Here is a 16,755-nt window from a genome sequence, read left to right on the forward strand (position 1 = left end):
GGGCAACGCGGCTTCGTCCTAAGACGTCAACGACTCAAGAGGGCCATGGATCAGCGGGCGAGAAGCGCCTTGAGCGGACCTTCGACCGAGTCGCGGATATCGTCGCGCGACAGGGCAAACGCGACATTGGCGAGGATGAAGCCATCCTTGGCGCCGCAGTCATAGGTTTCGCCGCGGAAGACATAGCCCGCAAAACCCTGGCTCTTCAGCAGCTTCAGCATGCCGTCCGTGAGCTGGATCTCGTTGCCGGCGCCACGCTCCTGCGTTTCCAGGATCTTGAAGATTTCCGGCTGCAGGATGTAGCGGCCATTGATGAAGAAGTTGGACGGCGCGGTTCCCGCCGCGGGCTTCTCGACCATGGCATTGATAGCGAAGCCTTCGCCGATGGTTTCGCCCACCCCGACGATGCCGTACTTGTGGGCGACTTCCGGCGCGCATTCCTCGACGGCAAGCACGTTGCCGCCGCTCTGCTCGTAGAGTTCGACCATGCCCTTGAGGCAGCCCTTTTCGCCGCGCATGATCATGTCGGGCAGGAGAACCGCGAAGGGCTCGTCGCCGACGATATCGCGCGCGCACCAGACGGCATGGCCAAGGCCGAGCGGCGCCTGCTGGCGGGTGAAGCTCGTCATGCCGGCAGCCGGCAGGATATCGGCCAGAAGCGTCAGTTCGGCCTTCTTGTTGCGCTCGCGCAAGGTCTGCTCGAGTTCGGTCTGGATGTCGAAATAGTCTTCGATCACGCCCTTGCCGCGGCCCGTCACGAAGATCAGGTGCTCGATGCCGGCTTCGATCGCCTCATCGACGACATACTGGATGACAGGCTTGTCGACGACCGTCAGCATTTCCTTCGGGACAGCCTTGGTGGCGGGCAGAAAACGTGTGCCGAGGCCGGCAACAGGAAAGACGGCCTTTCGGACCTTACGCTTCTCACTCATCAATATCTCCAGTTCTCAGTCATTCTACAAAGGGACGGATGGGAGGATCCAACCGCCGCGGCGTGATATCGTCTTACCGGAAACCGGCCTGAAAGGACCGTCGATCCCGATGGGTCCGTGGCAGCGCCGTTTCCACCGGATGACGTCGCTGCTCCCGAAAGCCCGGCGTCTGACGGACAGTGATATGTCGTACCCGCCCGCAGTCTCCAGACCGGTGCGATCCGTTTCTGGAAATACGCGGCCAAGCGGGCCCTGCATGCCCGGTTCCATGAACGATCCGGGGTGAATGTCCGGTGAACATGACACGGGTCCGTCACATGAACGTGAACATCTATAGCCTCGTCACGCTATTTTTTCGCTGCTCAAGACGCAAGACCCCCGACATGGTAAAGAACTTGTTGACCACATTTCGATAGTCTCGATGGAACCGGCGCGAAACCAATGCCGGCACGCGTCAGATCCGTCCCCGCGAGCGCAAGAGGGACGGTTCTGGAATGGTACAGTGATGGTTTGCGCGTCGCGTCCGGCGCCCATGACCAAGATTACGGAAACGACAGACCGATGAACAGCAACAGTCTGCCCCTTCGCCGCCACCTCCGCGCCGCCCTGGTCGCCGCCGCCACGTTCCTTGCCACCACGCCCGCCTTTGCCGATGCCGGCTTCCAGAAGTGGATCAACGGTTTCTATGCGACGGCCGCCAAGGCCGGCATCACCGAGAGCACATACCGCAAGGCTTTCGCCGGCGTGAAGAGCCCCGATGAGACCGTGATCGAGAAGGCCAACTACCAGCCGGAATTCAAGCACAAGATCTGGGAATATATCGATAGCCGCGTGAACCCCTACACGCAAAAGGTCGGCCAGGAAATGGCGGTCAAGCACCGGCGCACGCTGGACGCGATCGAGAAGCATTTCGGGGTCGACCGCACCGTGCTCCTGGCCATCTGGTCGATGGAATCTAACTACGGCGCCGTTCTGGAAAAGGACGACCGCCTGCATTATGTACCGCGGGCGCTGGCGACCCTTGCCTATGCCGATCCGAAGCGCGCCAAGTTTGCCAAGACCCAGCTGATTGCCGCACTGAAGATCCTGCAGTCGGGAGACGTCGGGCCGCGCGAACTCAACGGTTCCTGGGCCGGGGCGATGGGCCACACGCAGTTCATTCCCACGAGCTACCTGCTGTATGCGGTCGACGCCGACGGCAACGGCCATCGCGATATCTGGAACTCCGTGCCCGACGCCCTGGCGACCGCGGCAAACCTTCTGAAGAAGAACGGCTGGCAGCCCGGCATGACCTGGGGCTACGAGACGGCCGTCCCGGCCGGCGGATCCGATCTGCAGGGGCAGACGAAGACGCTCAAGCAGTGGGCCGCCCTCGGCTTCACCCGGCCGAACGGCAAGGGCTTTCGTGACGGCAGCATTCTTGCCACGCTGAAAATGCCGGGCGGCAGCAACGGCCCGGGCTTCCTGATGACCAAGAACTTTTCCGTGATCAAGCGCTACAACGCCTCCGACAGCTACGCGCTCGGCGTCGGCCTCCTTGCCGACGAAATCGCCGGCTATGGTGGCATGCAGCAAGCCTGGAGCCGGCCCGACGGTACGCTGGACGTCAAGCAGAAGTTCGAGCTCCAGTCGCGGCTGAAGGAACTCGGCTACTACGATGGCGAGGTGGACGGCAATTTCGGCTCCGGCTCGAAGGCCGCGATCCAGGCTTTCCAGAGCCGGAACGGCATGGCCCCGGACGGCCAGCCGACGCAGAACCTCCTGCGCGCCCTGCGGGATTGAACGCGGAATCGGCGGGCCTTTTTGAGAGGGCTTGCCGGATCAGAAGAGAACCGGGCAGGATGCCCGGGCGGGAATGCCGATGTCGATGCCGAGAACAGCCAGCCGTCCCCGTCGCCAGAGCAGCGTGCTGCTGAGACCGGCGTGGAGAACCTGTCTGCACCGGATCGCCGTCTTCGTCCTTGCTTTCGTTCTGGCCTTCGCCCTCGCCGTACCCGTCGTGACGGGGCTGCCGCCTGTCGGCAGCGCGCACGCGCAGGAACGCCGAACGATCCTCGACATGTTCTTCGGCCGGCCGCGCCAGCAGCAGCGCATCTACGAGACCTACGGCGACGAGGGGACCGTCTACCGGGAGGCCCCCCCAAGGGTACGTCGTCCGCCCAAGCCCCAGCGCACCAAGCCGCGTGCCGCCCCGGTCCTACCCGAAGCGCCGGCAGCCGTGGAGAAACAGCCGGACGCAAAGACGGTGCTCGTGGTCGGCGATTTCATCGCGGGCAGCCTCAGCGACGGCCTGAAAGCGGCATTCGCCGACAGCCCGGGAATCGTCGTCGAGGATCGCAGCGAAGGCTCCTCGGGCATGGTCCGCGACGATTATTTCGATTGGCCCGACATGCTCCCCGTCTATGCCGACGATGTGAAGCCGGCCTTGATCATCGTCAGCTTCGGGGCGAACGACCGCCAGCAGATGCGGATCGGCGCCGTGCGCGAAAAGTATCGCACGGATGCCTGGACGGCCGAATATACCCGCCGCGTCGCCGCCTTCGCAGCCCTTGCCCGCGGCCGCAACGTTCCGCTGCTCTGGGTCGGCATGCCCTCGTTCCAGTCACCGGCGATGACCACGGACATGGTGACCTTCAACGGCATCTTCCGTGCCGAGGCAGAGAAGGTCGGAGGGCAGTTCATCGATATCTGGGACGGCTTCGTCGACGAGCAGGGCAAGTTCGTGACGACAGGCTCCGACATCAACGGACAGCAGGTGCGCCTGCGCGGTGCGGACGGCATCAACCTGACGCCGGCCGGCAAGCGCAAGCTCGCCTTCTATGTGGAGAAGGACATCCGGCGTCTCCTCGGCGAAACCGTGGCGCCGGGCGAAGACATTCCGGATCCCAGCGGCATGAAGGACCTTGTCGTCACCGCGCCGACCAGCGAGACGATCGTCAAGACCCAGCCGATCAGCCTTGTCGATCCGGAACTCGACGGTGCATCCGCATTGCTCGACGGCGCCAGCCTGCCGGCCAGCACAGGGCGCAGCGCGCGAGACCTTCTCGTTGAGAAAGGGGAGCCCTCCCCTGCGCCCCTCGGGCGGATCGACGATTTCCGGCTGGTGAAGACGGCGCTGGTGCCGGAAACACCGAAACCCGCCGAACCGGCAACGCCCGTTGTAGGTCCCGTTCCGTCGGCGCCCGCACCGCCGCCTTGGCAGGCGGTCCCGCTCAGATAGTCCGAGCGGGCGCAAGCCGTTCCTCAGGCAGCCTTCAGCGCGGCGATCGTTGCGAGTGCCGCCTCTGTCGCGGCTTCCCGCTTGTCTGCGCCGAGCGCCAGACCCTCGGCCACAAAGACCTCCGGTGCGGTAACGCCGATGAAGGCGAGAACGGACCGCATATAGGTCTCGGCATGCTCGAAGGACTGCGACGGTGTGCCCGGTCCATAGAGCCCGCCTCGCGCGATCGCTAGGATGACGCGCTTGTCGCCGGCCAGACCCTGCGGACCGGCATCGGTGTAGCGAAAGGTCTTGCCGGCGACGCAGATGCGGTCCACCCAGCTTTTCAGCTGGCTTGCGATGCCGAAATTGTAGAGTGCCACGCCGATGACGACGATGTCGGCCTCCAGAAACGTCTCGAGAACCTTGCCGCCCAGCGCCAAGTCCTCTTGCAGCGCCTGATCGTGCTGCACATCGTCGCTTTGTCCGGCCAGATACCGGCCGGACAGATGGGCGACCGGCTCGGCGGCGAGATCGTGATAGGTGACCTCGATGTCGGGATGGACGGACGTCAGGCGTTCGACGGCCGCCCTGGACAGCGCCCGGCTGACGGAGTGATCGCCGAGAATGCTGGAATCGAGGTGAAGAAGCTTCATGGTGTCTGTCCTTTGCTGCACGATGTGCAAGGTCTTCGATGAGGATGGCGCATGGAAACGCAACGCCGCGCTGTGTTCTGCGAGACGCTGGAAAATCCAGTTACTTTTCCATACCGAGGCACTATGAATGATGTGTCGAAGCGTGCGCAAGGAGGCACATTGATGACACCTGCAGATAAGGACATGACGCTGGAGACGCTGCACGAGAGCCATGACTGCCGGGCGGCGAGCGCCCTTCTGTCCCGGATCGGCGACAAATGGTCGGTGCTGGTGGTGATGTTGCTGACGCCCGGACCGAAGCGCTTCAACGCGCTCAAGCGGGCGCTGGGCAGCATCTCGCAGCGTATGTTGACGCTGACGCTGCGCAATCTCGAGCGAGACGGTCTGGTGACGCGGACGATCTACCCGACCATTCCGCCAAAGGTGGAATATGCGCTGACCGATCTCGGCCAGTCTCTGCGCGAGCCCGTCCAGGCGCTCGGCTCATGGGCCTTTGAGAATCAGGACCAGATCGACCGGGCGCGCCTGGCCTACGACCAGCGGCAGGCCTGATCGCCCGAGAGGCCGTCGCCAGATCTCTGCGCCCGCACCCCACAGGCGTCGCGGATCTGCTGCGTGCGGGCGGCGGCGCTCCCCGCACCGCGGATGTCCGGCGAACCGGACACCGATCGTGATGGCAAGCTGCGGGATCAGCGCGGCAGGACGCTCGAGCCCATCAGGGCCTCGTCGATTGCACGCGCCGCCTGTCGACCCTCGCGGATGGCCCAGACGACGAGCGACTGGCCCCGACGGACGTCGCCGGCCGCCCAGACCTTGTCGACGGAGGTCCGATAGTCCTTGTCATCGGCGATCACGTTGCTCGAGCCGCGACGGTCTGTGTGGATGGCCAGCGTATCGCCGAGTTCCGCGAGGACACCGGTCTTCAAGGGGCCGCTGAAGCCGATGGCGATGAAGGCGAGGTCGGCCTTGATGACGAACTCCGTGCCGGGAACCGGCTTGCGGCGATCGTCGACCTGACAGCACTTCACGCCGGTCAGAACGCCGTCCTCTCCGACGAATTCGAGCGTTGCGACCTGGAATTCGCGGACGGCGCCTTCGGCCTGCGACGAGGACGTGCGCATCTTGGTGGCCCAGAATGGCCAGACGGCGAGCTTGTCTTCCTTTTCCGGCGGCTGTGGCCGGATGTCGAGCTGGGTCACCTTGACGGCGCCCTGGCGAAACGCGGTGCCGACGCAGTCGGACGCGGTGTCGCCACCGCCGACGACAACGATGTGCTTGCCGCCGGCCAAGATCGGATCCGACGGCCAGCCGACGCTGTCGATGTTCTCGCGGCCCACGCGGCGGTTCTGCTGCACGAGATAGGGCATGGCATCATGGACGCCGGCAAAATCGACGCCCGGGATGCCCGCGTCGCGCGGTGTCTCGGACCCCCCGCAGTAAAGCACGGCATCGTGCTCGTCGCGCAGGCTCTCCACCGTGCGATCCACGCCGATATTCACGCCATAATGGAAGGTGACGCCTTCGCCGGTCATCTGCTCGACGCGCCGGTCGATGAAGTTCTTTTCCATCTTGAAGTCCGGGATGCCGTAACGCAGCAGGCCGCCGGCCTTGGTTTCGCGCTCGTAGACATGCACCGCATGGCCAGCGCGCGCCAGCTGCTGGGCCGCCGCCATGCCCGCCGGACCGGAACCGATGATGCCGATCGACTTGCCGGTCTTCGTCACGGCCGGCTTCGGCACGATGTAGCCCATCTCGTACGCCTTGTCGGCGATCGCTTGCTCGATGGTCTTGATGGTAACCGGCGCATCCTCGAGGTTCAGCGTGCAGGCTTCCTCGCACGGCGCGGGGCAGATGCGGCCTGTGAACTCCGGGAAGTTGTTGGTCGAGTGCAGGTTGCGGATCGCCTCTTCCCAGTTGCCGCTATAGACGAGGTCGTTCCAGTCGGGGATCTGGTTGTGCACCGGGCAGCCGGTCGGGCCGTGACAGAAGGGGATGCCGCAATCCATGCAGCGCGCCGCCTGCTTCTGGACTTCAGGCTCCGACATCGGGATCGTGAATTCCCGGAAATGACGGATGCGATCAGAGGCCGGCTGATACTTTGCCAGCTGCCGGTCGATCTCCATGAAACCTGTAACCTTGCCCATGACTCTACCCTCAATCGTCGCCGTGAAAGCGCTGATGCCACCCGCTCAGCCTTCCACCCGTTTCTGTTGCTGACTGCCGGGCGCCCGGCAGCGTTTCATCATAGTCTCGCCCGATCCGACGAACGCGCACCCGAGGACACCTTGCAGAGAGAGATCTCCTCGCAAGGCCCTGTCGTCCCGGCGCGGCCTTGCCTTGTGGCCGGCACGCCGATGCCGAAGCAACGGGCGGGACAACGAACCGGGCGCGGTGCGGCACGCATTGCCGCGCCGCCTCCGCCTTCCAGGTGCCTCTGCCCTATGCGGCGACTTCCGCCATCTTCATCCGCTCCATATCCTCGAGCGCGCGACGATACTCGACCGGCATGACCTTGCGGAATTTCGGCCGGAACTCCGCCCAGTTGTCGAGGATCTCCTTGGCGCGGGGCGAGCCGGTGTAGTGAAGATGGTTGGAGATAAGCTGCACCAGCCGCTCCTCGTCATGGCGCGTCATGTCGCCGGAAACGTCCACCATGCCCTTGTGCATGAGGTCGCCGCCATGATGATGCAGTTTTTCCAGCATGTCGTCTTCCTCGGGCACCGGCTGCAGCTCGACCATGGCCATGTTGCAGCGCTGCGGGAAATCGGCGCTCTCGTCGAGCACATAGGCCACCCCGCCGGACATGCCGGCCGCGAAGTTGCGGCCGGTCTCGCCGAGCACGACCACCACGCCGCCCGTCATGTATTCGCAGCCATGGTCGCCCACGCCTTCGACCACCGCGATGGCGCCCGAATTGCGCACGGCGAAGCGTTCGCCGGCGACGCCGTTGAAGTAGCACTCGCCCGAGATCGCGCCGTAGAGCACGGTGTTGCCGACGATGATCGACTCCGCCGCCTTGATCTTCGACTCCTCGGAGGGACGCACCACGATGCGCCCGCCGGACAGACCCTTGCCGACATAGTCGTTTCCGTCACCGATCAGATCGAAGGTGATGCCGCGGGCGAGGAACGCGCCGAACGACTGGCCCGCCGTGCCACGGAGCGTCACGACGATCGTGTCGTCCTTCAGCCCCTTGTGCCGCCAGCGCTTGGCCAGCTCGCCCGAAAGCATGGCGCCGGCCGAGCGGTCGACGTTCTTGATCGTGGCCTCGATCTTCACGGGCGTCTTGGATTCCAGGGCCGGCATCGCTTCCGCGATCAGCCTGCGGTCGAGAATGTCGTGGATCGGATGGTTCTGCTTCTCGGTCCAGTAGGTCGCTTCCTTCGGCGCATCCACCTTGTAGAAGATGTTGGAGAAATCGAGACCGTTCGCCTTCCAGTGCGAAATCAGCGTGTCCTTCTCCAGGAGTTCGGACGCACCGATGATGTCGTCGAACTTCGACACGCCGAGCGAGGCGAGGATTTCCCGCACCTCTTCCGCGACGAAGAAGAAGTAGTTGACCACGTGCTCGGGCGCACCCTTGAAGCGCTTGCGCAGGACCGGGTCCTGCGTTGCCACGCCCACCGGACAGGTGTTCAGATGGCACTTCCGCATCATGATGCAGCCGGCGGCGATCAGCGGTGCGGTGGAGAATCCGAACTCGTCGGCACCGAGCAACGCTCCGATGATCACATCGCGACCGGTCTTCAACCCGCCATCGACCTGCAGGGCGATGCGCGAGCGCAGGCCGTTCAGCACCAGCGTCTGGTGCGTCTCTGCAAGGCCGATTTCCCAGGGGCTGCCGGCATGCTTCAGCGAGGTCAGCGGCGAAGCGCCCGTGCCGCCGTCATAGCCCGAGACGGTGATATGATCGGCGCGCGCCTTGGCGACGCCGGCCGCAACCGTGCCGACGCCGACTTCCGAGACGAGCTTCACCGAAACATTGGCGTCGGGGTTCACATTCTTCAGATCGTAGATCAGCTGCGCCAGATCCTCGATCGAATAGATGTCGTGGTGCGGCGGCGGCGAGATGAGGCCGACGCCCGGCGTGGAGTGCCGGGTCTTGGCAACGGTCGCATCGACCTTGTGGCCGGGCAACTGACCGCCCTCGCCGGGCTTTGCACCCTGCGCCACCTTGATCTGCAACATGTCGGCATTGACGAGATATTCCGTCGTCACGCCAAACCGGCCGGACGCCACCTGCTTGATCGCAGACCGCTCCGGATTGGCCGAACCGTCATGAAGCGGGAAATAGCGATCGCTCTCCTCGCCGCCTTCGCCGGTGTTCGACTTGCCGCCGATCCGGTTCATGGCGATGGCGAGCGTCGTGTGCGCCTCGCGCGAAATCGAGCCGAAGGACATGGCACCGGTCGAGAAGCGCTTGACGATCTCGGCGGCCGGCTCGACCTCTTCGATCGGAATCGGCGTGCGGCCGAGACCTTCCGCACCCTTGATGGTGAACAGCCCGCGAATGGTGTTCATCCGCAGGGCAGCGCCGTTCACCATGTCGGCAAACGCCCGATAATGGTCCTGTGCATTGCCACGCACGGCATGCTGGAGCGACGCGATCGAATCCGGCGACCAGGCATGGCCTTCGCCGCGCATGCGGTAGGCGTATTCGCCGCCCACATCCAGCGTGTTCGTGAGAACCGGATCGGGACCGAAGGCCGCCTGGTGACGGTTGAAGGTCTCTTCGGCGATTTCCTTGAGGCCGATCCCCTCGATCTGCGTGGCCGTGCCGAAGAAATAGCGCTCGATCAGCTCGCTCGAAAGACCGACGGCATCGAAGATCTGCCCGCCGCAATAGGACTGGTAGGTCGAAATCCCCATCTTGGACATGACCTTGAGAATGCCCTTCCCCACGGCCTTGATGTAGCGATAGACGATCTCGCTGCTGTCGACTTCCTTGGGGAATTCGCCGCGCTTGTGCATGTCGGTCAGCGTGTCGAAGGCGAGATAGGGATTGATCGCCTCGGCGCCGTAGCCGGCGAGAAGCGCAAAGTGATGGATCTCGCGCGGCTCGCCCGATTCCACGACGAGGCCGACCGAGGTGCGAAGGCCCTTGCGGATCAGGTGATGGTGCACGGCCGCCGTGGCGAGCAGCGCCGGAATGGCGACGCGATCCGGACCGACCTGGCGATCGGACAGCACGATGATGTTGTAGCCACCCTTGACGGCGGCTTCCGCACGCTCACAGAGCCGGTCGAGGATTTCGGGCATGCCTTCGGCGCCGCGCGCGACATCATAGGTGAAGTCGAGCGTCTTCGTGTCGAACCGGTCTTCCGTGTGGCCGATGGAGCGGATCTTTTCCAGATCGCCATTGGTGAGGATCGGCTGGCGCACCTCGAGCCGCTTGGCATGCGAGGCCCCGACATGGTCGAGAATGTTCGGCCGCGGTCCGATGAAGGACACGAGGCTCATCACCAGCTCCTCGCGGATCGGATCGATCGGCGGGTTGGTGACCTGGGCGAAGTTCTGCTTGAAATAGGTGTAGAGCAGCTTGGATTTGGACGACATGGCCGAGATCGGCGTATCCGTTCCCATCGAGCCGATCGCTTCCTGCCCGGTCGTCGCCATCGGCGACATCAGGATCTTCGTGTCTTCGAGTGTGTAGCCGAACGCCTGCTGGCGATCGAGCAGCGAGACGTCGCGACGCAACGCCCGCGGCTCCACCGGCTTCAGCTCTTCAAGGATCAGCTGCGTGTTGTCGAGCCACTTGCGATAGGGATGCTGGCCGGCGAGCGAAGACTTCACCTCCTCGTCCGAGATGATGCGGCCCTGCTCCATGTCGATCAGCAGCATCTTGCCCGGCTGGAGACGCCACTTCTTGACGATGCTCTCTTCCGGAACCGGCAGCGTGCCGGCTTCCGACGCGAGGATCACGCGGTCGTCATCGGTGACCAGGTAGCGGGCCGGACGCAGGCCGTTGCGATCGAGCGTTGCGCCGATCTGCCGGCCGTCGGTGAAACAGACCGCTGCCGGACCGTCCCAAGGCTCCATCAGGGCGGCATGGTATTCGTAGAAAGCCTTGCGCTCCGGCCCCATCAACTGGTTGCCGGCCCAGGCCTCGGGGATCAGCATCATCACCGCATGCGCAAGCGAGTAGCCGCCCTGCACGAGGAATTCGAGCGCATTGTCGAAGCAGGCGGTGTCCGACTGCCCCTCATAGGAGATCGGCCAGAGCTTCGAGATGTCGTCGCCGAAAAGCGGCGAGGACACCGACGCCTGACGGGCCGCCATCCAGTTGACGTTGGAGCGCAGCGTGTTGATCTCGCCGTTATGGGCGACCATGCGATAGGGATGCGCCAGCTTCCAGGACGGGAAGGTGTTGGTGGAGAAGCGCTGGTGCACGAGCGCGACCGCACTCTCGAACCGCGGGTCTTCCAGATCTTTGAAATAGGCCGCGACCTGATAGGCAAGGAACATGCCCTTGTAGATGATCGTCTTCGACGACAGCGACACGGGATAAAAGCCGGTTTCCGCACCCTTGTAGGCGTCGTAGATCCGGTTGGAGATGACCTTGCGCAGCGTGAACAGACGACGCTCGAATTCGGCATTCGTCGCGGCATCGCGGCCGGCGCCGATGAACACCTGGATATGGCGGGGCTCGGTGGCCGCAATATGCGGCGCCTTCGACAGCGAAGCATTGTCGACCGGCACGTCGCGGAAGCCGAGCAGCGACTGGCCCTCTTCAGCCACCACGTCGGCGATGACCTGCTTGAAGTGCGCGATCTGCGCCTCGTCCTGCGGCATGAACAGATAGCCGACGGCATAATCGCCGGCGCGCGGCAGCGTCACGCCCTGGGCCGCCATCTCCTCGCGGAAGAAGCGATCCGGGATCTGCACCAGAATGCCGGCGCCGTCCCCCATGAGCGGATCGGCACCGACGGCACCGCGATGCGTCAGGTTTTCCAGAATGAACAGGCCGTCCCGCACGATCTTGTGCGACTTGACGCCCTTCATGTGCGCGACGAAGCCGACGCCGCAGGCATCGTGCTCGTTGCGCGGATCGTAGAGGCCCTGCTTGGCCGGCAGGCCACCCTTGTATGTGTTTTCGGGAAACGCTTTCGGGAACACGGCCGTCGTCGTCGCAGTGGCCTCGACCTCTGCGCGATGGGATCCGGCGTCATGTGATGGCGTGATACGCGTCATCGTCTTCCCTCCAGTTGCGGCCCCTGTCTATCGGGCCTGCCGTCGTCGGGGCGCACGCGCGGCTTCAAACACGCGGTGACGCCCGGTCTATCGTTGCATGATCCTGTTCCGCTCGCAAACAAAGCTTGGCGGTATCGGGTCAGGTGATCCGCGACCATTTGACAGGGGACTCCGGCATCGGCCGACGGCGCAAAGGAGCCCTTCGGGCCCGCCGCGAGAGAGTGTTTCCCTGTACCAGCCCCGCGCCACGTGATGGGCACTTCGGGCCTTTCGGTCTCCAGACCGAAATAGGACAGCAAGCCTGTCCTATTTCACAGGCTCTATGCCAGAAACCTCCGGTGACCGCAAGGGATTGCGCTTAAATAAACAGCACCGCCAATGCAAAAATGTCGGTTATCCCGCAATTGGCGAAAGAAAGTTGCGCGGCTGATGGAGAGTGTTTCCATTGGTTTCAAACTGGTCTGCAAGTGTCGTTCGCGACACGAGCGGGATTGATTGCCGGGACCGGGCGATTATGGTCACGCTCGGTTCGACACCCTCCTGTCTTCGAACTTGCCCCTTCCTTGACCCTTTCTCTCGACCATCGGAAGCCCCATGATCTTCTCCTCCGACAACTGGGCCGGTGCCCACCCTCTGATTGCGGAAAGTCTGGTCAAGGCCGCGCCCGGCTTCGCCCCGGCCTACGGCACAAGCCCCCTGGACCGACGGGTCGAGGCCATGCTGGCCGAGGTGTTTGGACGCGAGGTCGCCGTCTTCTTCGTCGGGACGGGCACGGCGGCGAATTCGCTTGCCTTTGCCAGCGTCACGCGCCCCGGCGGACACGTGTTCTGCCACCGCGAGGCCCATGTAAATTCGGACGAATGCGGGGCGCCCGAATTCTTCTCTCTCGGTGCGCGCATGGCGCCGGTCGATGGCGCCCTGGGCAAGATGGATCCGGAACGCCTGGAGGCCGAAATCAGGCGGTTTCCCCCAGGCTCCGTTCATGCTGGGCAACCCATGGCCGTGACGTTGACGCAAGCGACCGAAGCCGGCACCGTCTATACGCTCGACGAGATTTCCGCGGTTTCGGAGATCGCGCGCCGCTATGCCTTGCCGTTGCATATGGACGGCGCCCGCTTTGCCAATGCATTGGTTGCCCTGGATGCGACGCCGGCCGAAATGACCTGGAAACGGGGCGTCGACATCCTCTCCTTCGGGGGCACCAAAAACGGCTGCTGGTGCGCGGAAGCGCTGATCCTGTTCGATCCTGCAAAAACCGGCGACATGCCCTACCTGCGCAAGCGCTCGGCCCAGCTTTTCTCCAAGACCCGGTTCGTGTCCGCACAGCTCGAAGCCTATCTCGACAAGGACCTCTGGCTTGACCTCGCGCGACATGCCAACACGATGGCCAAGCGCCTCGCGGACGGTCTCACAGACAGCAACAGCGCCCGCCTTGCCTGGCCGTCCAATGCCAACGAACTGTTCGTGATCCTGAAGACGGCGAACGCCGAGGCGCTGAAGGAAAAGGGCGCGCTGTTCTATCCCTGGCCGGTCCCCCACGCCCTGGCGGGGTCGCTCGCTGCCGACGAGGGGCTCTATCGCCTCGTCACCAGCTTTGCGACCGAACCCGGCGATGTCGATGCGTTCCTCGAGGGCTGCCGCAGCGCCTGATCCCCAAACGAAAGACGGCGCCCCTTTCGGGACGCCGTCCTGCATTCAACGACGAGCGGTCGATCAGTTGACGCTCGCCTCCACGTGGTTGGCTTCGATCTGCTTCGGTGCGCTTTGGGCGGCCGAGATCTCGATGCGACGCGGCTTGGCAGCTTCCGGGATCTCGCGCAGGAGATCGATATGCAGCAGGCCGTTCTTCAGGGAAGCGGAGCGGATTTCCACATATTCGGCCAGCTGGAAGCGGCGCTCGAAAGCGCGCTTGGCGATGCCGCGATACAGGAACTGGTTTTCAGCCGTCTGCTCTTCGCTCTTTTCACCCTTGACCGTCAGCGTGTGTTCCCGTGCCTCGATCGAAAGCTCGCTTTCGTCGAAACCGGCAACCGCCATGGTGATCCGGTAGGTGTTGTCGCCGGTCCGCTCGATATTGTAGGGCGGATAGCTCTGCGACTGGTCGGGCTGGCCGAGGCTGTCGAGCATGGTGAACAGCCGGTCAAAGCCGACGGTGGAGCGATAAAGGGGAGAAAAATCAACGTGACGCATGGTGTCCTCACTGGTCGAGCAACGTGTTGCGATGTCTGGTCCGTCATCCCGAAAGCGGCGATGGCGAGCCGGTGGCCGGGCCCTCTTCGGCGCCCGTGACCTTGAGATGGGAATGGCGATTTCGACCGTCAAGAGGCATCCGGACGACAAAATCACCGACATAAACCGGAGATGAACAGCCAATTCCATTTCGGTTCACCCGCGGTCGGCTAGAACGGCTTCATCGAAACAGGAGCAAGACACGCAGCCGGATCGTCCCTGAAAGGCTGCAGTCCCCGTTGCGCTCCTGTTTCGCCCTTCCGGGCCGGACGCGGTTCCCCGCCGCTCCGGCCCTTTTTTCGTCCCGGACCCACCCTGCCTGCGAACGCTGGCAAGACGTCCAGGCGGGCGCGTGTTCTTTGACGGCATGCCGCCTTTAAAATAGGTCTGCTGGTGAAATAGGTTTGATGGTCGAGGATCACGGGCTCGATGGCCTCGTCTGTCGTTCACCCGCCTTAAACACCGAAGCGCTAGGGTGTCGGCGACGGCACCGCACCCGAATGCCGAGACCGCCGATCGGAACATTGATGCAGACACCCTCCGCTCCGCAAAGCCAGAACCTCACCCAGGAGCCCGATGCCGGCGCCATGACCGCACCGCGCGCGGCGGACGGCCCGCGCGCCGCGGATGCGACGCAGTTGACGCCACGGCTGTTTCCGACACCGGACAATCCGATCCCCCCCGCCGCTGCCGATCCGCGACGCCATACCGTCGGCTTTTTTACCGGGACCGGCGGGCGACGCCTGCGCTACGCCGTCTTCCGCAGCGGCGACACCGCCGCCAAGGGCACGGTCGTCCTGCTGCATGGACGCAATGAATCGATCGAGAAATATTTCGAGATGATCGGCGATCTCCTCGCCCGCGGTCTCTGGGTCGCGACCTTCGACTGGCGCGGACAGGCTGGCTCCGAGCGCCTTTTGAAACAGCTGCGACGCGGCCATGTGCGCCGCTTTTCCGACTATGAGCAGGACCTGTCGATCTTCCTCGAAAAGATCGTGCTACCGGATACGCGCCTTCCGTTCTTCCTGGTCGCGCATTCCATGGGTGCGCTCGTGGCGCTCGCCCAGGCGCCGCGATTGGCAACGCGGATCGACCGCATGGTGCTGAATGCGCCCTTTGTCGCACTGGGCAACCAGCGAATGAGCCATGGCAAGATCGGCCTGCTCTCGGGCGCGGTCAGCCTGCTCGGCCTCGGCGCGCTCGCCTTGTCGAAGGAGCAGCCCATGCTCTTTCCACAGAACCTCGTCTCGTCGGATCCGCTGCGCTACGCCCGCAACGCCGCCATCACGCAGGCGCATCCCGAATTGGCGCTGGGGGCGCCGAGCGCGCGCTGGCTGCACGAAACCTTCCGCGCCATCCGGCGCGTCACGCGCCGTGAGCATCTGACGCGCATCACCGTGCCGACGCTCCTTTTGGCACCGACCCGCGACCGGCTTGTGCCCTATGCTGCCGTCGAAGCCCTGGCGCGCAATTTCCGCGCAGCCACCCTGATCCCGATCGACGGCGCCCGACACGAGGTCTTTCAGGAGGACGATCGCTACCGCGCGCAGGCCTTGGCCGCCATCGACGCCTTCATTCCCGGAAGCGCAGGCCCGGACGTGACGGAAAGCCTGAGTGGCGACGACATGCTCGTGCTCTGATTACCCCTTGAGCATTGCCAGAGCTTCGGCATGAACGGCTGCGCTGCCCGCCGCGAGCACCTCTCCGCCCATCTCCGCGCGACCGCCGTTCCAGTCGGTGACGATTCCGCCCGCCTGCTCGATCAGCGGAATGAGGCCGCCGACGTCGTACGGCTTCAGGCCGGCTTCGATGACCAGATCGATATGCCCGGCTGCCAGCAGTGCGAAGGCGTAGCAATCGCAGCCGTAGCGGGCGAGCTGGACCTTGTCCTGCACGGCCTCGAATTTCGTCCTGACGTCGCCATGGAACAGGGAAGGCGATGTCGTGAACATGGTTGCTGCCGACAGCGCGCCGCAGTCGCGGGTCTGGAGCGTCCGCACGCCCTCGGGGCCCTGATAGTGCGTGACGCCGTCGGCGGCAAAAAAGCGCTCGCCGGTGAAGGGCTGGTCCATCAGCCCCATCACGGCGCGTCCCTTGTGATAAAGGCCGATCAGCGTCCCCCAGACCGGCAGGCCCGAGATGAAGGCGCGCGTGCCGTCGATCGGATCGATGACCCAGACATAATCGCGATCGGCACCCACGGTGCCGTATTCCTCGCCCAGGATACCGTGATCGGGAAAGGTCGCCTCGATCAGCGCCCGGATGGCGCGTTCCGCTGCCTGATCTCCCTCCGTCACGGGATCGAAACCGGTTTCGAGCTTGTTGGAGACCCCGATCCCCATGCGGAACCGCGGCAGGGTCTCGGCCTTGGCTGCGTCGGCCAGGCGATCGAAGAAAAGACGGTCCGGCAGCATGGCACTCTCCTGAAACGACCCGTTCGAGCCTCGAGATGACGATGGAGGATGCTTAGACGAAATTATTTTGAAAAGAAATTGCAGAACAAGTTTTCAGCAATCGTGACCGACAACGCACATGTCATATGCAGACG

The 16,755-nt window shown here is 64.0% G+C and carries 11 protein-coding genes; 5 read left to right on the plus strand and 6 right to left on the minus strand.

What is annotated here, in order from left to right; translation table 11 throughout:
- Positions 1-50 precede the first annotated feature (50 nt).
- Entirely contained in the window at positions 51-932 is an 882-nt protein-coding gene (gene galU / locus ASG25_RS14805; protein ID WP_062475234.1) for a UTP--glucose-1-phosphate uridylyltransferase GalU, read from the minus strand.
- Positions 933-1,493: 561 nt separating this feature from the next.
- Between galU and ASG25_RS14810 the strand changes: the two genes are divergently transcribed.
- Together ASG25_RS14810 and ASG25_RS14815 are read left to right on the plus strand one after the other, a co-directional pair.
- On the plus strand, positions 1,494-2,714 hold the full coding sequence (locus tag ASG25_RS14810) for a lytic murein transglycosylase (protein WP_062475238.1): 1,221 nt from the start codon (positions 1,494-1,496) through the stop codon (positions 2,712-2,714).
- A gap of 79 nt (positions 2,715-2,793) precedes the next feature.
- Positions 2,794-4,152, plus strand: coding sequence for a DUF459 domain-containing protein (locus ASG25_RS14815; protein WP_244479414.1), 1,359 nt, complete (start codon positions 2,794-2,796; stop codon positions 4,150-4,152).
- Between the two features lie 23 nt (positions 4,153-4,175).
- Here ASG25_RS14815 and ASG25_RS14820 read toward each other — a convergent pair whose 3' ends face one another.
- The gene (locus tag ASG25_RS14820; protein WP_062475241.1) at positions 4,176-4,787 is read right to left on the minus strand and encodes an NAD(P)H-dependent oxidoreductase; all 612 of its coding nucleotides are present in this window, start codon (positions 4,785-4,787) and stop codon (positions 4,176-4,178) included.
- Between the two features lie 183 nt (positions 4,788-4,970).
- Here ASG25_RS14820 and ASG25_RS14825 point away from each other — a divergent pair, with 183 nt between their 5' ends.
- Positions 4,971-5,339, plus strand: coding sequence for a helix-turn-helix domain-containing protein (locus tag ASG25_RS14825; protein ID WP_244479424.1), 369 nt, complete (start codon positions 4,971-4,973; stop codon positions 5,337-5,339).
- A gap of 137 nt (positions 5,340-5,476) precedes the next feature.
- Here the strand turns inward: ASG25_RS14825 and ASG25_RS14830 are convergent, their stop codons facing one another.
- The gene (locus ASG25_RS14830) at positions 5,477-6,931 is read right to left on the minus strand and encodes a glutamate synthase subunit beta (RefSeq protein ID WP_062475250.1); all 1,455 of its coding nucleotides are present in this window, start codon (positions 6,929-6,931) and stop codon (positions 5,477-5,479) included.
- Positions 6,932-7,226: 295 nt separating this feature from the next.
- Complete coding sequence (gene gltB, locus ASG25_RS14835; RefSeq protein ID WP_062475253.1) at positions 7,227-11,978, minus strand: glutamate synthase large subunit; 4,752 nt, start codon at positions 11,976-11,978, stop codon at positions 7,227-7,229.
- A gap of 594 nt (positions 11,979-12,572) precedes the next feature.
- On the opposite strand from gltB, the gene ASG25_RS14840 reads away from it, so the two are divergent.
- Entirely contained in the window at positions 12,573-13,628 is a 1,056-nt protein-coding gene (locus tag ASG25_RS14840) for a low specificity L-threonine aldolase (protein ID WP_062475256.1), read from the plus strand.
- Positions 13,629-13,691: 63 nt separating this feature from the next.
- On the opposite strand, the gene ASG25_RS14845 is transcribed toward ASG25_RS14840, so the two are convergent.
- A complete protein-coding gene (locus ASG25_RS14845) occupies positions 13,692-14,168 on the minus strand; it encodes an Hsp20 family protein (RefSeq protein WP_062475259.1) in 477 nt (158 codons plus the stop codon).
- 566 nt (positions 14,169-14,734) lie between these two features.
- Between ASG25_RS14845 and ASG25_RS14850 the strand changes: the two genes are divergently transcribed.
- On the plus strand, positions 14,735-15,847 hold the full coding sequence (locus tag ASG25_RS14850; protein ID WP_244479415.1) for an alpha/beta hydrolase: 1,113 nt from the start codon (positions 14,735-14,737) through the stop codon (positions 15,845-15,847).
- Here the strand turns inward: ASG25_RS14850 and hisN are convergent, their stop codons facing one another.
- A complete protein-coding gene (gene hisN, locus ASG25_RS14855) occupies positions 15,848-16,621 on the minus strand; it encodes a histidinol-phosphatase (RefSeq protein ID WP_062475262.1) in 774 nt (257 codons plus the stop codon).
- Positions 16,622-16,755 lie beyond the last annotated feature (134 nt).

It is taken from the genome of Rhizobium sp. Leaf384, assembly GCF_001424065.1.
In the GTDB taxonomy this organism is placed as follows: Bacteria; Pseudomonadota; Alphaproteobacteria; order Rhizobiales; family Rhizobiaceae; genus Ferranicluibacter.